Source organism: Sphingomonas sp. SP6, assembly GCF_058313435.1.
The window spans coordinates 1,021,832-1,040,573 of sequence record NZ_JBZFLG010000001.1; the positions used below are offsets into that span (position 1 = coordinate 1,021,832).

General features: G+C 69.4%; 18 protein-coding genes. 5 read left to right on the forward strand and 13 right to left on the reverse strand.

Going from position 1 to position 18,742, the window contains the following annotated elements; genetic code table 11:
* Positions 1–3: 3 nt before the first annotated feature.
* From AC4GYY_RS05040 to AC4GYY_RS05070, 7 genes are all read right to left on the reverse strand, one after another.
* Entirely contained in the window at positions 4–681 is a 678-nt protein-coding gene (locus AC4GYY_RS05040) for an ABC-type transport auxiliary lipoprotein family protein (protein ID WP_491119121.1), read from the reverse strand.
* A complete protein-coding gene (locus AC4GYY_RS05045; protein ID WP_491119122.1) occupies positions 678–1,649 on the reverse strand; it encodes an MlaD family protein in 972 nt (323 codons plus the stop codon). The genes AC4GYY_RS05040 and AC4GYY_RS05045 overlap by 4 nt, the downstream gene beginning before the upstream one ends.
* Complete coding sequence (locus tag AC4GYY_RS05050) at positions 1,650–2,576, reverse strand: ABC transporter ATP-binding protein (protein WP_491119123.1); 927 nt, start codon at positions 2,574–2,576, stop codon at positions 1,650–1,652.
* Positions 2,576–3,673: an ABC transporter permease gene (locus AC4GYY_RS05055; protein ID WP_491119124.1), complete on the reverse strand. Its 1,098-nt coding sequence runs from the start codon at positions 3,671–3,673 to the stop codon at positions 2,576–2,578. The genes AC4GYY_RS05050 and AC4GYY_RS05055 overlap by 1 nt, the downstream gene beginning before the upstream one ends.
* A 49-nt stretch (positions 3,674–3,722) precedes the next feature.
* A complete protein-coding gene (locus AC4GYY_RS05060) occupies positions 3,723–4,928 on the reverse strand; it encodes a DUF445 domain-containing protein (protein ID WP_491119304.1) in 1,206 nt (401 codons plus the stop codon).
* A 108-nt stretch (positions 4,929–5,036) separates the two neighbouring features.
* Positions 5,037–8,264, reverse strand: coding sequence for an efflux RND transporter permease subunit (locus tag AC4GYY_RS05065; RefSeq protein ID WP_491119125.1), 3,228 nt, complete (start codon positions 8,262–8,264; stop codon positions 5,037–5,039).
* Positions 8,261–9,454 carry an efflux RND transporter periplasmic adaptor subunit gene (locus tag AC4GYY_RS05070; RefSeq protein WP_491119126.1) on the reverse strand — a complete coding sequence of 398 codons (1,194 nt, stop codon included), beginning with the start codon at positions 9,452–9,454 and terminating at the stop codon, positions 8,261–8,263. Before AC4GYY_RS05070 ends, AC4GYY_RS05065 begins: the two co-directional genes overlap by 4 nt.
* Positions 9,455–9,652: 198 nt before the next feature.
* Between AC4GYY_RS05070 and AC4GYY_RS05075 the strand changes: the two genes are divergently transcribed.
* Entirely contained in the window at positions 9,653–10,357 is a 705-nt protein-coding gene (locus tag AC4GYY_RS05075; RefSeq protein WP_491119127.1) for an SIMPL domain-containing protein, read from the forward strand.
* A gap of 90 nt (positions 10,358–10,447) precedes the next feature.
* On the opposite strand, the gene AC4GYY_RS05080 is transcribed toward AC4GYY_RS05075, so the two are convergent.
* From AC4GYY_RS05080 to AC4GYY_RS05090, 3 genes are all read right to left on the reverse strand, one after another.
* Positions 10,448–10,705, reverse strand: coding sequence for a GlsB/YeaQ/YmgE family stress response membrane protein (locus AC4GYY_RS05080; protein WP_491119128.1), 258 nt, complete (start codon positions 10,703–10,705; stop codon positions 10,448–10,450).
* Positions 10,706–10,798: 93 nt separating this feature from the next.
* Complete coding sequence (sciP, locus tag AC4GYY_RS05085) at positions 10,799–11,098, reverse strand: CtrA inhibitor SciP (protein WP_491119129.1); 300 nt, start codon at positions 11,096–11,098, stop codon at positions 10,799–10,801.
* A 100-nt stretch (positions 11,099–11,198) separates the two neighbouring features.
* Positions 11,199–11,426 carry a hypothetical protein gene (locus tag AC4GYY_RS05090; RefSeq protein ID WP_491119130.1) on the reverse strand — a complete coding sequence of 76 codons (228 nt, stop codon included), beginning with the start codon at positions 11,424–11,426 and terminating at the stop codon, positions 11,199–11,201.
* Positions 11,427–11,552: 126 nt separating this feature from the next.
* Between AC4GYY_RS05090 and mnmA the strand changes: the two genes are divergently transcribed.
* Positions 11,553–12,659, forward strand: coding sequence for a tRNA 2-thiouridine(34) synthase MnmA (mnmA, locus tag AC4GYY_RS05095; protein ID WP_491119131.1), 1,107 nt, complete (start codon positions 11,553–11,555; stop codon positions 12,657–12,659).
* Positions 12,656–12,916 (forward strand): UvrB/UvrC motif-containing protein, encoded by a 261-nt coding sequence (locus AC4GYY_RS05100; RefSeq protein ID WP_491119132.1) that lies wholly within the window; start codon positions 12,656–12,658, stop codon positions 12,914–12,916. Before mnmA ends, AC4GYY_RS05100 begins: the two co-directional genes overlap by 4 nt.
* On the opposite strand, the gene AC4GYY_RS05105 is transcribed toward AC4GYY_RS05100, so the two are convergent.
* From AC4GYY_RS05105 to pdxH, 3 genes are read right to left on the reverse strand one after another with little or no spacing between them, the layout of a single operon-like run.
* Complete coding sequence (locus AC4GYY_RS05105) at positions 12,913–13,710, reverse strand: PhzF family phenazine biosynthesis protein (RefSeq protein WP_491119133.1); 798 nt, start codon at positions 13,708–13,710, stop codon at positions 12,913–12,915. The genes AC4GYY_RS05100 and AC4GYY_RS05105 overlap by 4 nt on opposite strands.
* Positions 13,710–14,618 carry a cation diffusion facilitator family transporter gene (locus tag AC4GYY_RS05110; RefSeq protein ID WP_491119305.1) on the reverse strand — a complete coding sequence of 303 codons (909 nt, stop codon included), beginning with the start codon at positions 14,616–14,618 and terminating at the stop codon, positions 13,710–13,712. The genes AC4GYY_RS05105 and AC4GYY_RS05110 overlap by 1 nt, the downstream gene beginning before the upstream one ends.
* 35 nt (positions 14,619–14,653) lie before the next feature.
* Complete coding sequence (pdxH, locus tag AC4GYY_RS05115) at positions 14,654–15,229, reverse strand: pyridoxamine 5'-phosphate oxidase (RefSeq protein ID WP_491119134.1); 576 nt, start codon at positions 15,227–15,229, stop codon at positions 14,654–14,656.
* A gap of 84 nt (positions 15,230–15,313) precedes the next feature.
* Here pdxH and ku point away from each other — a divergent pair, with 84 nt between their 5' ends.
* Both ku and ligD read left to right on the forward strand, forming a co-directional pair.
* Positions 15,314–16,231 carry a non-homologous end joining protein Ku gene (ku, locus tag AC4GYY_RS05120; RefSeq protein WP_491119135.1) on the forward strand — a complete coding sequence of 306 codons (918 nt, stop codon included), beginning with the start codon at positions 15,314–15,316 and terminating at the stop codon, positions 16,229–16,231.
* Positions 16,232–16,238: 7 nt separating this feature from the next.
* Positions 16,239–18,737 carry a DNA ligase D gene (ligD, locus tag AC4GYY_RS05125; protein WP_491119136.1) on the forward strand — a complete coding sequence of 833 codons (2,499 nt, stop codon included), beginning with the start codon at positions 16,239–16,241 and terminating at the stop codon, positions 18,735–18,737.
* Positions 18,738–18,742 lie beyond the last annotated feature (5 nt).

Genomic DNA, 18,742 nt, shown 5'->3' on the forward strand with positions numbered 1-18,742 from the left:
GGGCTATCGTCCCACCCAGTCCGCGACCTGCGCCGCCACCTGATTGGCGGCGGTATTCAGACCCGCGCCCGCGCCGGCCGGGTCGATCACGGACACGGGAACCCGCGCTTCGAACCGCTGCTTCTCGACGGTTCCGCCCTCCCGCGACCGGATGAGGGTAGCGTCGAAGGTGACGACCGCGGCACTCCCGGCCTCGTCGATCCCGAAGCGGCGGAGTTCGCCGGTCAGCTGAGCGCTGCCCGTGGCATAGGATTGCGCGGTCGACAGGACGACGCGCCCGGTTCGCGCCGTCACCATGTCCCCGACCAGCCGAGCGAACAGCCGCGCGGGCGGCTCCACCCACAATGCGCCCTTGATGTAGGTGACCTCGCCGCCGCTCTCGACGGGAACGCGGGTCGTCGCGATCTGCTGGGGAACGCTGAACGAGTCGATCGTCAGCGAGGCCGCGCCCGCCGTGGGCGCGACCGCCGCCGACACTGTGGTGGTCCGTCCTCCCGCGCTCAGCGCCACCGCCGCGCCGGGCGAGCTGATCGCCACCCGCTGGATCTCGCCGACCGGCGGCTGCGCGGCCGGGGTGAGGGTCAGGAGCGCGGGCGGCGGCTTGGCGCCGAAGCTGACGCAGCCGGCGACGAGCCCGAGCGCCGCGAGCGCCGGGACGGTCCTGATGATCGCGTGCCTCACTTGCGGCGCCCTCCCTTGTAATCCGGCAGCTTGGGTTGCGACAGGATCGACGCCGCGCCCTGCTGATCGACCTTCTCGGCGACCGACGATAACGCCTGCGCGGTCTGACGGAGATCGTGGACCAGCTGGCCCACCTCCGGAATGGTCTGCCTGGAGAAGGTCTGCAAACCCGGGCGCGCATCCGCGATCGCGCCGTTGAGCGTATCGGCGGACTGCCGCGCCGACTGGATCGCGAGGTTGAGGTTCGCCATCGCGGGCTTCACATCCTGGGCGAGCACGCCGTTGGTCGTGTCGGCGAGCTTGCCGACTGATTGCGCCGCGTCGCCCGCCTGCTGGATGGCGATCCGGGTCTGCGCCAGCGTGGCGGCGATCTCCGGCCCGCGATCCGCGAGGGCGGCGCTCAGCTTGTTGGTGTTGTCGAGGATGCCGGCGATCGACGCCTGGTTCTTGTCGGTGAGCAGCCCGGTCAGCCGTTCGGTCAACGTCGACAGCCGTTCGAGCAGCTGCGGCGCGGAGTTCAGGATCGCGCCGAAGCCGCCGGTCCGCGTCGGGATGACGGGCACGCCGAACGGGCATTCGTTGGCGGTGTCGTTCTCCGGACAGGCCAGTTCGGCCGCGCCCTTCTTGCCGCCGTCGAGACCGACGGTCGACGTGCCGGTGAAGCTGCCCTGCACGGTGGCCGACGTTCCCTCGAGAATGGGCGTATCGTCGTTGACGGTCACGCGCACGCGGACGAACTGGGGGTCGGGCTTCCAGATCGTGATCTGCTTGACCTGCCCGACCGGGACGCCCGAATAGGTGACCGCCGACCCCTTCGCCAGACCGTCGACGGCCTGCTTGAAGAAGATGTCGTATTCCTTCTCGTGCGTGCTGCCGAGGCGGGCGATCCACACGGTGAAGAGCGCCAGCACCGCGAGCAGGATCAGCACCACCGTGCCGACGAGGACGTGATTCGACCGGGTTTCCATTCAGCTTGCCCTACTCGCGGCTGGCGCGTCCTGTCCCGCGCGCCGTGCGGTGTTGTCGGCGATCCCGCCCTGCGACCGCTGACCGATCGCGTCGGACCCGACCGGAGCCGCATCGCCGCCGAGTTCGGCCGAGAGCGTCTCGCGCGACGCCAGCGCGGCGCGCCCGCGGGGGCCGCGGAAATAGTCCTGGATCCAGGGGTGGTCGGTCGCGAGCAGCTCGTCGATCGTGCCCACCGCCTCCACCTTCTTGTCCGCGAGCACCGCGACGCGGTCGCAGATCGCGTAGAGCGTGTCGAGATCGTGGGTGATCAGGAACACCGTCAGCCCCAACGTCCGCTGGAGCGAGCGGGTCAGCTCGTCGAACGCGGCGGCGCCGATCGGGTCGAGCCCGGCGGTGGGCTCGTCGAGGAACAGCAGCTCGGGATCGAGCGCAAGCGCCCGGGCGAGGCCGGCGCGCTTCTTCATGCCCCCCGACAGCTCGGCGGGATATTTCGGTCCGGCGTCGGCCGGCAATCCCGACATCACCACCTTGTACGAGGCGATCTCGTCCAGCAGGGGCAGCGGCAGCTCGGGATAGAACTCGCGCAAGGGGACCTGGACGTTCTCGGCGACGGTCAGTGTCGAAAACAGCGCTCCGCCCTGGAACAGCACGCCCCAGCGCTTGCGGACGTCGACGCCGTCGGTCTCCTCGACGCCGATCGTGGGCTGGCCGAAGACGGTGATCTCGCCCGCGTCGGGCGTCTGGAGGCCGATGATCGATCGCATCAGCACCGATTTGCCGGTGCCCGATCCACCGACCACGCCCAGGATCTCCCCCCGGCGGACATCCAGGTCGAGCCCGTCATGGACACGCTGATCGCCGAAGCTGTTGCACAGCCCCCGCACCCGGATCACCGGCGCATCGTTGCTGGATCGATCGGACGCCATCAGATCCAACCGATCCAGGTGAAGAACATCGCGAAGAAGGCGTCGAGCACGATCACCAGGAAGATGCCCTGCACGACCGCGGAGGTCGTCCGGGTGCCGACCTGTTCGGCGTCGCCTTCGACCAGCATGCCCTGGAAACAGCCGGCGATCGCGATGATGGCGCCGAACACCGGCGCCTTGACCAGACCCACGTACAGATCGGTGATCGGCACGACTTCGCGGATGCGCTGGACGTAGGTCACGAACGGGATGTCGAGGCTGGCCCAGCACAGCAGGCCGCCGCCGAGGATCGCGATCATCGAGGCGTAGAAGCCGAGGAGCGGCATCAGCACGATCGCCGCGAGCGTCCGCGGCAGCACGAGCGACTCCATCGGCGACACGCCGATCGTCCGCATCGCGTCTATCTCCTCGGTCAGCTTCATCGTCCCGATCTGAGCGGCGAACGCCGAGCCGGACCGCCCCGCGACCATGATCGCGGTCATCAGCACGCCGAGTTCGCGCAGCGTGATCCGCCCGATGAGGTTGATCGTGAAAACCTCGGCGCCGAACTGGCGCAGCTGGACCGCGCCCTGCTGCGCGATGACGATGCCGATCAGGAAGCTCATCAGCCCGACGATGCCGAGCGCCGACACGCCGACGACCTCGAAATGGTGGACGGTCGCGTTGAACCGGAAGCGGCTCGGGTGGCGGATGACGGTCAGGAAGGCGAGCGCGGTCGCGCCCAAGAAGCCAAGCAGCCCATAAAGCGTCTTGAACGCGGTCACGACCGCGTCGCCGATCTCTCCCGACACCCGGGCATAGGATCCGACCGCGGCGGGGCGGGTCGACGCGGCGATGTCCGCCTCCTCGACCTGTGCGAACAGGTGCGCGCTGTCGCCGCTCAGGCCCGCGACGCTCGCGCCCTTCTCGCGCGCGAACCGATGGACGACCCAGGCCCCGACGGTATCGATGCGCTCGACCCCGGACAGGTCGACGCTGGAGACACCGCCCGACACCGCCTGGAGCCGCTGGGGAAGGTCGCCCAGCCGTGAGAGCGTCAGCGGGCCGCTGAAGCGAAGGGTTCCGGAGTCGTCGGCAAAGTCGGCGCGCTCGCTCATCACCGCCGCCCTTGTCGACAAATGGTGGCGGCGGCAAGGCCGCTGGTGGTCACAGCAGCAGGTCGACGGCGTGAAGGCCCAGGCCGACGAGCCCGCCGACCAGGGTGCCGTTGATCCGGATATATTGCAGATCCTTGCCGACCGCATGTTCCAGCCGGGTGCTGATCGTCCGCGCGTCCCAGCCGCGGACCGTCTCCGAGACGAGGCGGACGATCGTGTCGCCATAATCGGCCGCCGCGCCCACCGCCGCGCGTCGGACGAATCGATTGATCAGGCGCCCGAGCCTGGGGTCCTTCTGCAGCGTCTCCCCCAATTGCCGCAGCGCATCGCCCATCGGGCCAGCGAGCAGCTTCTCGGGATCGCGCGCGGCGCGCAGCATCGCGCCCCTCGCCTGCTCCCACAGCCCGTTGATCCAGTCCTGCATCGCGGGGTTCTGGAGCAGTGCGATCTTGAGCGCGTCGACGCGCGCGCGCATGACCTCGCTCTCCTCGAGGTCGACCGCGAGTTTCGCCAACGCCTCCTCGGCGCGCGCGCGCATGGGATGCTCCCTGTTTTCCGCCATTTCGACGAACATGCGGTTGAGTCCGTCGATGATCTTGTTCGCGAGCGTCTCGTCGAGACCGGTCCAGCGCAGGATCGTCCCCGCGCGCTCGTGGATCATCTGGCGGATCAGATGCTCGTTGGCGCTCAGCACCTTGCCCGCCCAGCGGACGATCGCGTCCAGCACCGGCAGGTGACGGTCCTCGGCGATCGCGGCCGCCAGTGCGCGGCCGAGCAGCGGCGCCAGGTCGATGTCGCGGACCCGCGCAACCATCGCCGCGCGGACCATGCCGCCCAGGCGCTCCTGATCGAGCGCCTGGAGCACCTCGGTCGCCATGCGCGAGATGCCGCGGGTCAAGCGGCGCGACGCCCCGGTCGGCTGGGTCAGCCAGCGGCCCGCGACACCGGCGACGTCGATCCGCTGCATCCGCCGCGCGACGACATGGGGGATGAGGAAGTTTGCGCGCAGGAAGGCGGCGAGCTGCTCGCCGATCCGATCCTTGTTGCGCGGGATGATCGCCGTATGCGGAATCGGCAGCGCGAGCGGGTGGCGGAACAGCGCCGTCACCGCGAACCAGTCGGCGAGCCCGCCGACCATCGCGGCCTCCGCGAAGGCGCGGACGAAGCCGAGCCACGGATGCTGCGGCTGGAATGCGCGCGCGGCGAGGAACACTGCGGCCATCGCGACGAGCAGCCCCGTCGCCACCCGCTTCATGCGGACCAGGCCCGCCGGAGCGGGCGCCTCGCGCACGGGCCGGCGGAACGAAGAGGTCATGGGCGCAACAAGCCGCCAGTCGCCGGATTGTTCAAGAGCCGCGGCCGCTCACTCCGCCGGCTGCTCGCCCTCATAGCCGATCCGCCCGCGCGGGGCGGCGATCGCGCCGCCGACGCCGACGTGCTCGATCGCCGGCATCCCGTCGTCGCCGGGCTTGTAGGTGAGCAACCGCTTGCCGAGCCACGGGCCGATCCGCCGCTCGATCCCGATCGCAAGGCTGAACGAGGCGGGGACGATCAAGAGCGTCAGGAGCGTCGACACGATCAGCCCGCCGATCACGACGATCCCCATCGGCGCTCGCCACGCGCCGTCGCCGGAGAGCGACAGCGCGGTCGGCACCATGCCCGCGACCATGGCCACCGTCGTCATAACGATCGGCTGTGCGCGCTTGTGCCCCGAATCGACGATCGCCTCGTAGATCGGGACGCCCTTGCCCATCTCCTCCAGCGCGAAATCGATCAGCAGGATCGAGTTCTTGGCGACGATCCCGAGCAGCATCAGCAGTCCGATGAACACCGGCATGGAAAGCGGCGTCCCCGTGATCAGCAGCGCGAGCACGCCCCCGAGCGGCGCGAGCACCAGCGAGCCCATGTTGACCATGGGCGGCAGCAGCCGGCGATAGAGCAGGACGAGCACCGAGAAGACGAGGAACACGCCTGCGATCACCGCGATCACGAAGTTGATGAGCATCTCCATCTGCCACTTTGCCTGGCCGACGCTCAGCCGCTCGACGCCGACCGGAAGGCTCTTCATCGTCGGCAGCACGTTGACCTTCGCCATGGCGTCGGTGAGGACGTAGGACCGCCCGGTCTTCGGATTGACGCCCAGATCGGCGCCGATCGTCAGCTGGCGCTGCTGGTTCAGCCGATTGATCTTGGTCGGGCCGGAGCCGAAGCCGATCTCCGCCACCACCGACAGCGGCACCGAACCGCCGGTCTGCGTCTGGACGGGCAGCGTCTCGATCGTCGCCAGCTTCGACCGGGAGGATTGCTCGAGCGCGACGCGAATCGGGATCTGGCGATCCGAAAGCGAGAACTTGGCGCTGTTCTGGTCGATGTCGCCCAGGGTCGCGATCCGGATCGCGTTGGAAAGCGCGCTCGTCGTCACCCCCAGGCTCGCGGCGAGGTCGAGCCGGGGCCGGATGATGAGCTCGGGTCGGTTGAGGTCGCCCGCGATCCGCGGCGCGATCAGACCGGGGACCGTCGCCATCTCGCGTACCAGCCGGTCGGCGGTCTGGCGCAGCACCGCGGGGTCGTCGCCCCCGAAGGTGATCGAGACGTCGCGGTTGTTGTCGCCCCAGCCGAACTGCGACTGGAAGTTCACTCGCGCGTCCGGGATCTTCGCCAGCGCCGGCGCGAGCGAACGCTCGAACTCGGTCGAAGTCTTGTCGCGGTGCTTCTTGAGCTCGGCGGTGACGCGGCCGTTGCCGACGAACGACCGGGTGTAGAGCGATTCGACCTCCGGCTGGGTCTTGAGCAGGTCGTAGACGCGGCGCACCGTCGCCTGGGTCTGCTGGAGCGTGGTGCCCGGCGCCATCGTGATGGTGACGGTGGAACGCTCCTGATCGGTCGAGGGCTGGAACTGCATCGGCAGCATCGAGAAGCCGACGACGGTCGCCGCGAAGGCGACGGCCCCGATCCCCATCACCCAGATGCGGTGATCGCGCAGATAGCCGGTAATGCGGTGATAGCCGCCGCGGGCGCGGATCGCGAGCGAGCGGCCCGGATCGAGCGTCCAGTGGAGGACCTTGAGATAGGCGTCCATCGCCCGCCCGCCGCCGTGCTCGGCATGACCGAAGGCGCGCAGGAAATAAGCGGCGATCATCGGCGTGATCAGGCGCGCCACCGCAAGGCTCATCAGCACCGCGACGACGACGGTCAGGCCGAAGTTCTTGAAGAACTGCCCCGAGACGCCGGGCATCAGCCCGACCGGCAGGAACACCGCGACGATCGCGAAGGTGGTGCCGAGCACCGCCAGCCCGATCTCGTCGGCGGCGTCGATCGAGGCCTGGTAGGCGGTCTTGCCCATCCGCATGTGCCGGACGATGTTCTCGATCTCGACGATCGCGTCGTCCACCAGCACGCCCGCCACGAGGCTCAGCGCCAGCAGCGTCATGCTGTTCAGCGTGAACCCCATCAGGTCCATGAACCAGAAGGCGGGGATTGCCGAGAGCGGGATCGCGAGCGCCGAGATCATGGTCGCGCGGACGTCGCGCAGGAACAGGAACACGATGAACACCGCCAGCACGGCGCCCTCGATCATCGCGTGGATCGCGCTCTTATATTGTTCGAGGGCGTATTTCGAACCGTCGATGCGCAGCTTGAAATGGACGCGCGGATTGCGTTTCTCGAGGTCGGCGAGTTTCTTCACCGCCTCCTTGAAGACGGTGACGTCGGAGAAGCCCTTCGCGCGCTTGAAGTCGAACGACAGCACCGGCAGCCCGTCGACCTCGGCCGCGGAGCGCTGCTCGGCATAGAGATCGCGCACGGTCGCGATGTCGCCGAGCTTGATCGTGCGCCCGTCGCCGACCGTGATCTGGGTCTGCCCCAGCTCGTAAGCGTTGCGCGCGTTGCCCAGCACGCGGAGCGACTGTTCGGAGCCGGCGATCTCGGCGCGACCGCCCGGCGCGTTGAGGTTCACCTGGCGCAACTGCTGGTTGATCTGGGTCGCGGTCAGCCCGTAGCTCGCCAGCTTCGCGGGATCGAGGATGACGCGGATCTCGCGGTCGACGCCGCCGTTGCGCTCGACCGAGCCCATGCCGGGGACGCTCAGCAGCTCCTTTGCCACCGTATTGTCGATATACCAGCTCAGCTGCTCGATCGTCATGTCGCGCGCCGACGCGGTGTAGCTGCCGAGATCGTTGTCGTTGATCTTGACCCGGCTGACCTGCGGCTCGAGAATTCCCTCAGGCAGGTTCGAGCGGATTTGGACGATCGAATCACGGACCTCGTTGACGGCCCGGTCGATCGGCGTGCCGATCGTCAGCTGGACGATCGTCGTCGAATCGCCCTCGCTTACGAAGGACTGGATCTGGTCGATCCCCTCGAGCGAGCGGACCGCCGCCTCCACCCGCTGGGTGACCTGGGTCTCCAGCTCGCTGGGCGCGGCACCGGGCTGGGTGATCTCAATCGCGACCGCCGGGAAGTCGATGTCGGGATCGTTGTTGATGTCCATGCGGATGAAGCTGACGATCCCCGCGACCGTCAGCATCAGGAACAGGACGATCGACGGCACCGGATTCCGGATCGACCAGGCGGAGATGTTGCGGAAGTTCATGGCGTTGCGCTCCCCGCCGCGGCCCTGCGAAGGGTCGGCGCGATCTTCTGCCCGGGATTGAGGAAGGCGCCGGCGGAATAGACCACCCGCTCGTCGCCGGCGAGCCCGTCGGCGATCGCCACATCGTCCTCCGTCACCGTGCCGAGCCGGACGTTCCGGCGCCGGACGATGTTGCCGGCGTCGACGATGTACACGTAATTGCCCTGATCGTCGGACAGGATCGCCGACTGCGGCAGCTGCGGCTGATCGCCCACTCCGCCGACGATCTGCGCCGAGGCGAACCCGCCCGGCCGCAGCGACCGATCGAAGGCGAGCTGGATCCGCGCGGTCCCCTGGCGGGTCTGCTGGTCGATGACCGGCGACACCTGCCAGACGGTGCCGGCGAACTGTCGCACGTCGCCGACCGGGGTCACCTTGGCGGGCGAGCCGACGTGGATCTGCTGGAGATCGCTCTCGGCGAGTTGCGCGCGCATCTCCATCTGGCCCTTCTCCGCCATCCGGAAGAGGACGCCCGAGCCCGAGCTGACGATCTGCCCAGCCTCGATCTGGCGCGTCAGCACCAGCCCGGCTTCGGGCGCCCGGATGTCCAGCCGGCCGTTGCGCGCGCGCTGTTCGCTCAGCGTCGCCTGCGCCACCTTGAGCTTCGCCGCGGCGCCATCGCGGGTGGCGATGCGGCGCTGGACGTCGGCCTGGCTGATGAAGCCGCGCCCGACGAGCTGCTGCGCGCGCTTGAGCTCGGCCTCGGCCAGGACGAGATCCGCGCGCGCGACGTTGATCTGCGCGGCCAGGCTCTCGGCGGTCTGGACCTGGACCGACCGGTCGACGGTCGCCAGGACCTGCCCCTTGCCGACCCACTGACCGGGCTCGACCAGCACGCGAGTGACCATCCCACCCTCGCCGGCGACGCCCACCGGCATCTCGCGCCGGGCGGCGAGCGTCCCGGTGGCGGAAATGGTGCGGTCGACGGGATGCCGGCCGGGGACGACCACGGTGACGCTCGGCACCTGCTGCGCCGGAGCCCCCTTGTCCGCGGCCGCGGCGGAGCGCGAGCGCTTGTAGAGGTAACCCCCGACGACGAGCGCGATCAGCAGCACACCCGCGACGATGATCCAGCGACGACGGCGGCGGTTCACCTCCGGCCCCGGAAGCGCCAGCGTGTCCTGCTCGAGATCGCCCGTTCGATAGTCCATGCGGCTCTTCGTCCCGTCGCGATCCGGCGGATCGCCCCTCCAAGGCTGTATTAGACGAATAAATCACCCGGCTCAAGGCCCGGCAGACTGCGCGTCTTTGCCTGCGCGCAGGGCGAGACACAAGCGCTCCGCCGCGTTCAGCCTGCGTTTGGGCGCGCCGAGTCACTCCCCGGGGAACACTGACCGGGAGTTTCCTGCATGCGCCTTCTTCTGACCTTCGCCGCCCTCACCGCCCCGATCGCCGTCGCAGCCGAGACGCCGATCCTGCCCGACGCGACCGTGCTCGACGTCAGCGCCACCGGCCGCGTCACGCGCGTTCCCGACGTGGCGACGATCCGCGCCGGCGTCGTCACCCAGCAGGCGACGGCGGCATCGGCGCTCGCGAGCAATGCCGAGCGGATGGCCCGCGTGCTGGCGACGCTGCGCGCAGCGGGAATCGCGGCGCGCGACATCGCGACCAGCACGGTCTCGCTCCAGCCGCAGTACAAGTACACCGACGGCCAGCCGCCCGCGATCACGGGTTATCAAGCGAGCAACACGGTGTCGGTCCGCTTCCGCGACATCGCGAAAAGCGGCGCGGGGCTCGACGCACTGGTGCGGGCGGGCGCGAACCAGATCGACGTACCCTCGCTCTCGATCGACAGGCCCGACGAGGCGCTGGACGCGGCGCGCGCCGATGCGGTGGCCCGCGCGCGGGCGCGCGCGGCGCTCTACGCGCAGGCGGCTGGGCTGCGAGTCGAGCGGATCGTGGCGATCGCGGAGAACGGGGAGGAGGCGGGCGGCCGTCCGCCGATGCCGGTCATGTACATGACGCGGGCGAAGGCGGATGCGCCGGCGACCGAACTCTCGCCAGGCGAGACGGACGTGACTGCAACGGTGTCGGTCCGTTTCCTGCTGAAGTAGGCCGGCGCTCTCCGTCGGCGGGACGGCTACGAACGAGAACGGCCGCCGGGGCTCCCCGGCGGCCGTCTGTCGTTCAAGCTGGAAGTGCGTTCAGCGCACGCTGCCGCGACGGACCAGGTTGACGATCGCGAGCAGGATCACCGCGCCGAGCAGCGACACCAGGAACGAAGTGACGGTCAGCGGCTGGTTGTTGATCGACCCGCCCGACAGGACCAGGCCGCCGATGAAGGCGCCGACGATGCCGACGATGATGTTGAGGAAGATGCCCTGCTGAGCGTCCGTCCGCATGATGATGCTGGCGAGCCAACCGATGACACCGCCGACGATGAGCCAGAGAATGATACCCATGAACTTAACTCCCCTGCGAAATCGCCCGACCGTGTCCGGGCTGCGGGGAAAATACTCTTGTCTCCGGCGATTGTTCCGGGGGCGTAACCCCGATCAGTAGCGCTGCTGGCGCTCGTAAAGCGACTTGTAGTGTTGGATACGGGTGACGCGCAGCCCCGGCATCCCCGAACGGTCGATCGCGCGCTGCCAGCCGGCGAACTCCTCGACCGTCAGCCCGTAGCGTTCGCAGACCTCGTCCACGGTCAGCAGTCCGCCGTTCACCGCGGCGACCACCTCCGCCTTGCGCCGCACGACCCAGCGCGTCGTCGAGGGCGGCGGCAGCGTGTCCAGCGTCAGCGGCTCGCCCAGCGGACCGATGACCTTGGCAGGACGGACTCGTTGATTCTCGATCATTCCTGAACCTCGGTTCGGGGCGGGGGGCCCCCTCTCCAGCCCGCCGGATGGTAAGCGGGCGCTTTGAACATCCCTTGAAGCCTGACGGTTAACGTTCTCTTCACTCCTGCCTCCAGGTCGCCAGCGCGTCGGCCACGCCGCCGTTGAAGGCGCCGTCGGCGGGGGCGAGCAGCGTCTGCGCGGGCGCGCCGCGCCCGAGCCTGACCCACTTCGCCGCCGTCGGGCTTGCCGCCTGACGGGCGGCGATGCCGACCATCAGCACCGCCAGCTCCTCCGGCAGCTCGGTGAGCTCCACCGCCTTGTCGAAGCGGGGAAAATACTGGTCCAATCCGGTGAGCCTCCCCGCTTCCCATGCCACGCTGGTACCCGCCCGATCTGAAGGGCCGGTAAAGCGGGGCGAAACGCTTCGTTGAGGGAGGTTACCGAACCGCCTCGATCGATTATCTAAACGGCTATGGATAACGCGGATTTCCAGCTGCCCTCCCCGATCGCGGCGCGCCGGATCGTGGTGGCGATGTCGGGCGGGGTCGACAGCTCGGTCGTCGCGGCGCTGGCGCACGCCAGCGGCGCGGAGACGATCGGGGTCACCCTCCAGCTCTACGATCACGGCGAGGCGACGCAGCGCGCGGGCGCGTGCTGCGCGGGGCGCGACATCCGCGACGCACGCGCGGTCTGCGACCGGCTGGGGATCGCGCATTACGTGTTCGACCACGAGTCGCGCTTCCGCGAGCAGGTGGTCGACCGGTTCGCCGACGAATATCTCGCCGGTCGCACCCCCATTCCGTGCGTCCAGTGCAACACGGGACCCAAGTTCACCGACCTGCTGACCCTCGCGCGCGATCTCGGCGCGGATTGCCTCGCGACCGGGCATTACGTGCGCCGAGTCGAAGGTCCGGACGGGCCCGAGCTCCACCGCGGGGCCGATCCGGCGCGCGATCAGAGCTATTTCCTGTTCGCGACGACACGCCCGCAGCTCGACTTCCTCCGCTTCCCGCTGGGCGGATTGCCCAAGGCGCGGGTGCGCGAGATCGCCGCGGAGCTGGGGCTGGCGGTCGCGGCCAAGCCCGACAGCCAGGACATCTGCTTCGTCCCCGACGGCGACTACGCCGGGCTCGTCCGCAAGCTGCGCCCCGAGGCGGACGCCCGGGGCGAGATCGTCGATCTCGCGGGCAGGACATTGGGCGAACACCGCGGGATCGTGAACTTCACCGTCGGTCAGCGCCGGGGGCTGGAGATCGGCGGCCAGGCCGAGCCGCTCTACGTCGTCCGACTCGATGCGGCGGCCCGGCGCGTCGTCGTCGGCCCGCGCGCGGCGCTGGCCGTGGCGGCGGTGCGGCTCGAGGGAGCGAACCTGCTCGGCGCCGCGGAGGACCGCGCGCTGACGGTCAAGGTCCGGTCGATGGCACGCCCGGCGCCGGGGCGGCTCGCGGGCGATCGGCTCGCCTTCGACTCGCCCGAATACGGCGTGTCACCGGGCCAGGCCGCGGTGCTCTACGACGGCGAGCGGGTGCTGGGCGGCGGGTGGATCGCCGCGACCGAGCCGGCGCTCGCCGCGGCATGACGACCGGGGAGTTGCAGGAGGCGATGGACGCCGCCGCCGCCGCGCTCGATTTCGAAGCGGCGTCGAGACTGCGGGATCGGCTCGCCCTCGCGCGCCAGACCGGCCGCGATCCGGGCGAGGACGCCGCCGCCCTCGCCCGGCAACAGCCCGGCGCGATGGGGCTCGGCAGCAGCAGGCCCCGGCCCGCCACTCCCGCCGACTGGGTCAAGCCGCGCAAGCCCGATCCGATGACCACGGGCCGGTCCCGCCGTCGCTAGGGAAGCAGGAACGTCCCTTCGATGACCGTCACGCAGCCGCCGGTCAGGATCACCCGCTCGCCCGCGAACTCGCAGCCCACATGGCCGCCGCGTGCGCTCGCCTGATAGGCGGTGAAGGCGGCGCGACCGAGCCGCCTCGCCCAGTAAGGCGCGAGCACGGCATGTGCGGAGCCCGTGACCGGGTCCTCGTCGATCCCCGCCCCCGGCGCGAAGCAGCGGCTGATCACGTCCGTTCGCGCGCCCGCGGCGGAGACGATCGTCAGCACGTCGCCCAGTTCGGCGAGGCGGCGGAAGTCCGGCCGCGTCGCCAGGACCTGGTCGGCACGTTCCAGGATCAGCAGCGCATAGCCGTTGGGGTGCCAGAAGGTCTCGACCGGCGTGTCGATCTCGAGCGCCGCCACCACCTCGGGGAGTGGACGCGGATCTGCGCCCCACGCCGGAAGCGACAGCGCATAGCCGGCGGCGGCGCGCGACACCTCCAGCATCCCGGCGCGGCGCGTGCGGAAGCGGACGCGGTCCATGTCGGCGGCGGCGCTCAACGCGACGTGCCCGCTCGCCAGGGTCGCATGGCCGCACAGCACGACTTCGACCGTCGGGGTGAACCAGCGCAGCTCATAGTCGGCGTCGCCGCCCGCCTCGGGCACGAGGAAGGCGGTCTCGGCGAGGTTGTGCTCGGCCGCGATCGCCTGGAGCGTCGCATCGTCGAGCCATGCGTCGAGCGGCATCACCGCCGCCGGATTGCCGGTGAACGGCGCGTCGGCGAAGGCGTCGACCTGGGTGAACGGCAGCCGCATCACACCCGCTTCGAGAACCAATGCGGGGTCACGTCCGCTTCGACCAGCTCGTTGTCGGTGTCGACATGCCCCTCCGGATCGAGATGGATCAGCGTCTCGACCCGCGGGAAGACGTCGTGGAGCGCACGCTCGACCCGCTCGACGATCTCGTGCGCGGCGGCGACGGTCAGCTTCGGGTCGACCTCCATGTGGAACTGCGCGAAATCGTGGCTGCCGGAACGCCGGGTGCGGAAATCGTGGATGCCGCGGATGCCCGGCTGGCGCGCCGCGACCTCGACGAAGGCGGCCCGCTGATCTTCGGACCATTCCTTGTCCATCAGCATGTCGATCGCCTGGCTCGACGCCTTGAACGCGCCCCAGACCAGCCAGGCGGCGATGGCGATGCCGAACACCGGGTCCGCGCCCGCGACCCCCAGATATTGGTCGAGCACCAGGGCTGCGATCACCGCCACGTTCAGCAGCACGTCGGACTGGTAGTGGACGTTGTCGGCCAGGATCGCGACCGACCCGGTCTTGCGGATGACGCTGCGCTGATAGGCGAGCAGCACCGCGGTCGCGGCGATCGCCAGCACCGACACGCCGATCCCGAGCGAGGCGTCCTCGTTGACCTGCGGCGAGGAGAAGCGCTGCACGGCGCGCCACGCGATGCCGATGGCCGACACGGTGATCAGCACGACCTGGAACAGCGCCGCCAGCGCCTCCGCCTTGCCGTGTCCGAACCGGTGATCGGAGTCCGCCGGCTCGGCGGCGAGCTTGACCCCGTAGAGGGTGACGAGGCTCGCCAGCAGATCGAGCCCGGTGTCGGCGAGCGAGCCGAGCATCGCGACCGACCCGGTGTGCCACGCGGCATAGGCCTTGATGACGAGGAGCGACAGCGCCATCGCCACGCTCGCCAGCGCGGCGCGCATCGCGACGGGGATGATCCGGCGGCGTTCGTCCTGGGTCACGGGTAGAGCAGGCCTTCGGTCCAAACGTCGCCCGAGCGCGCGAAGACGCGGCGCTCGTGCAACCGATGCGCGCGATCCTGCCAGAACTCGAACGACTCTGGAACCACCCGGTACCCACCCCAGAACGGCGGCCGTGGCGGCTCGCCGTCGGCGAAGCGCTCGCGCATGTCCTCGAACCGCCGCTCGAACGTCTCGCGCGAATCGAGCGGGCGCGACTGTTCCGAGGCCCAGGCGCCGAGCTGCGAATCGCGGCTGCGGCTGGCGAAATAGGCGTCGCTCTCGGCATCGGATGCGCGTTCGACGGCGCCCTCGATGCGGATCTGGCGACGCAGCGACTTCCAGTGGAAGAGCAAGGCGGCGTGCGGGTTCGCGTCGAGCTCGCCCGCCTTGCGGCTCTCGCGATTGGTGTAGATCACGAAGCCGCGCGCGTCATGGCCCTTGAGCAGCACCATCCGCACCGCGGGGCGGCCCCGCGCGTCGGCGGTCGCGAGCGCGACGGCGTTGGGGTCGTTGGGCTCGGACGCCTGCGCCTCGGCGAACCAAGCGTCGAACAGGGCGAGAGGGTCGGTCATGGCGTCGCCCCTAGCATAACTCGGCGACGGAACGACTCCCCTCGCCGCACATTGAATCGGCTTCGCAACGAAGGGGCGGTTTTCATGGCGGCACGCGCCTATTGGCAGGGGCAGATCCGCCTCGCGCTCGTCTCGATCCCGGTCGAGATCTACTCCGCCACGAAATCGGGCGCGCAGATCAGTTTTCACCAGATCCACGAGCCGAGCGGCCAGCGTATCAAGTACGAGAAGGTCGTCCCAGGGGTGGGCCCGGTCGACGTCGACGAGATCGTCAAGGGCTATGAGGTCGAGAAGGGCGAATATGTCCTGCTCGAGCAGGACGAGATCGACGCCGTCAAGCTCGAGTCGAAGAAGACGCTGGAGCTGACCCAGTTCGTCGACGCGCACGAGATCGACGTGCTCTACTACGAGAAGCCGTATTTCGTCGTCCCCGCCGACGATCTCGCCGAAGAGGCCTTCGTGGTCCTGCGCGAGGCGCTCCGGCGGACCAAGAAGGTCGGGCTCGGCCAATTGGCGATGCGCGGCCGCGAATATGTCGTCAGCTTGAAGCCGTGCGGGCGCGGGATGGTGCTGGAAACGCTGCGCTACGCCGACGAGGTCAACCGCGCGCAGGGCTATTTCCGCGAGATTCCCGACACCAAGCCCGACGACGACCTGCTCGACCTCGCCGAGGCGCTGATCGAGAAGAAGTCGGGCGCGTTCGACATGAAGGAGTTCCACGATCGCTACGTCGATGCGCTCAAGGACCTGATCGAGCGCAAGCGCAAGGCGGGCGGCAAGAAGATCATCGAGGACAAGGACGACGGCGGCGGCCGCGGCGCGTCGAACGTCGTCGACCTGATGGCGGCGCTCAAGAAGTCGATGGGCGCCCCCGACGCCAAGCCGGCGCCCGCGACCAAGGCGGCGAAGACCGCGACGGTCTCCAAGAAGGCGCCCGCGAAGAAACCAGCGAAGACCGCCGGCGAGGCGAAGCCCGCGGCTCCCGACAAGAAACGCGCCTGACCCCGCGATGGCCGACGATCCCCTTGCCCGCTACAACGCCAAGCGCGACTTCGCGAAGACCGCCGAGCCCGCAGGGGCCCTCGCCCCCGGCCAGGGCAACAGCTTCATCGTCCAGAAGCACGACGCGACCCGGCTCCACTGGGATTTCCGGCTCGAGCTGGACGGGGTGCTGAAGAGCTGGGCGGTCACCCGCGGCCCCAGCCTCGACCCCGACGAGAAGCGGCTCGCGGTCCGTACCGAAGACCACCCTTTGTCCTACGCGACCTTCGAAGGCACCATCCCCAAGGGCGAGTATGGCGGCGGCACGGTGATGCTGTGGGACCGGGGCACCTGGGCGTCGATCAAGGGCAAGGATCCGGTCAAGACGCTCGCCGAAGGCCACCTCCACTTCGTGCTCGACGGCGAGCGGATGAAGGGCGAATGGCTGATGATCCGGCTGAAGCCGCGCGGCAAGGAAAAGGGCGAGAACTGGCTCCTGCGCAAGATCGACGACGCCGACGCGGGCGGGACCGACGTGCTGGTCGAGACCGGGCTGACGAGCGTTGCGACCGGGCGGACGATGGAGGAGATCAGCGAGGGCAAATCCTCCCCGCTCGCGGGGAGGGGGACCGGCGCAGCCGGTGGAGGGGGCGGGCCGCATGCGAGTCGCTCGCGGAGAGCCCCCTCCGCCTCGCTTCGCTCGGCACCTCCCCGCAAGCGGGGAGTAGCGAAGATGCCCCCCTTCGCCGAACCCCAGCTCTGCACCCTGGTCGACTCAGTGCCGACCGGCTCGGCCTGGCTCCACGAGGTCAAGTACGACGGCTACCGCGCGCTGGTCGCGGTCGGTGGGGGCAAGGCCAAGGTCTACACCCGCAGCGGACTCGACTGGACGGACAAGTTCCAGGCCATCGCGGACGCCGCCGCCAAGTTCGACGTCGGCTCGGCGCTGATCGACGGCGAGATCGTCGCGTTCAAGGACGGGCGGCCCGACTTCTCGACGCTCAAGGATGCGATCTCGAACGCCGGCGACATGACGCTGTTCGCGTTCGACCTGCTGGCCCTCGACGGCGAGGACCTGACCGCCCTCCCCAACGTCGCGCGCAAGGAGCGGCTGCGCGCGATCCTGACCGAATCGGACCGCATCCGCTTCGCCGATCATATCCTGGGCAGCGGCGAGCAGCTGTTCGCGACGATGTGCCGCGAAGGCTATGAAGGGGTGGTCTCGAAGAAGGCGGACGCGCCGTACCGCGGCGCACGAACGCAGGCGTGGCTCAAGACCAAGTGCATCCAGCGCCAGGAGTTCGTGATCGTCGGCTGGACGAAGAGCGAGAAGACGCGCGGCTTCCGCTCGCTCCTCCTCGGCGTCCATGAGGATGGCAAGCTGCGCTACGCCGGCAAGGTCGGCACCGGGTTCACCCAGGCGGTCATGAACGAGCTGCTCGAGAAGCTCGGCGCGCTCGCGCGCAAGACCCCGACGGTGGAGGCTCCCAGGGCCGCCGTGCGCGGCGCGCAGTGGGTCACCCCCAAGCTCGTCGCCGAGATCGCCTTCGCCGAGGTGACGCCCGACGGGGTGCTGCGTCATTCGAGTTTTGTCGGCCTGCGCGGCGACAAGGCGGCCAAGGACGTCGTGGTCGAGACGCCCCAGCCCGCGCCCGCCGCGCCGGCGGTCCACGTCAAGGTGTCCAGCCGCGACCGGCTGATCTTCCCCGACAGCGACGTGACGAAGGGCGACCTCGCCGATTATTGCGCGCAGATCGCGCCCGCGATGCTGCCCTGGACCGCCAACCGGCCGATCAGCCTGGTGCGATGCCCGCAGGGCCGCGGCAAGAAATGCTTCTTCCAGAAGCACGATGCGGGCAGCTTCGGCGAATACGTCCACAAGGTGCCGATCCGGGAAAAGGACGGGTCGACCGAGGATTACCTCTACGTAGAGGACGCCGACGGCATCGTCGCGTGCGTCCAGATGGGGACGATCGAGTTCCACGGCTGGGGCTCGTCGATCGCGACGCTGGAGAAGCCCGATCGGATGGTGTTCGATCTCGACCCCGACGAGGGGCTCGATTTCGCCGACACCAAGCGCGCCGCCGAGTTCCTCCGGGACCGGCTCGCCGACCTCGGCCTGGCGAGCGTCCCGATGCTCTCGGGGGGCAAGGGCGTCCATGTCGTCGTGCCGCTGACGCCGCAGGCGGAATGGCCGGCGGTCAAGGATTTCGCCCACCGCTTCGCCGAGGCGCTCAGCGTCGCCGAGCCCGAGCGCTTCGTCGCCAACATGGCCAAGGTGAAGCGCAAGGGCCGGATCTTCATCGACTATCTCCGCAATCAGCGCGGCGCGACCGCGGTCCTTCCCTATTCCGCTCGCGCCCGCGCCGGCGCGCCGGTCGCCGCCCCGGTCTCGTGGACCGAGCTGCGCGAGATCGACACCGCCGCGCGCTGGCATGTGACCGACGCGGAGGAGTTGCTCGCGCGCGCGTCGAGCCGCGCGCTCGCCGGCTGGGGCGTGGCCGATCAGGTGTTGCCCGACCTCTGAATTGT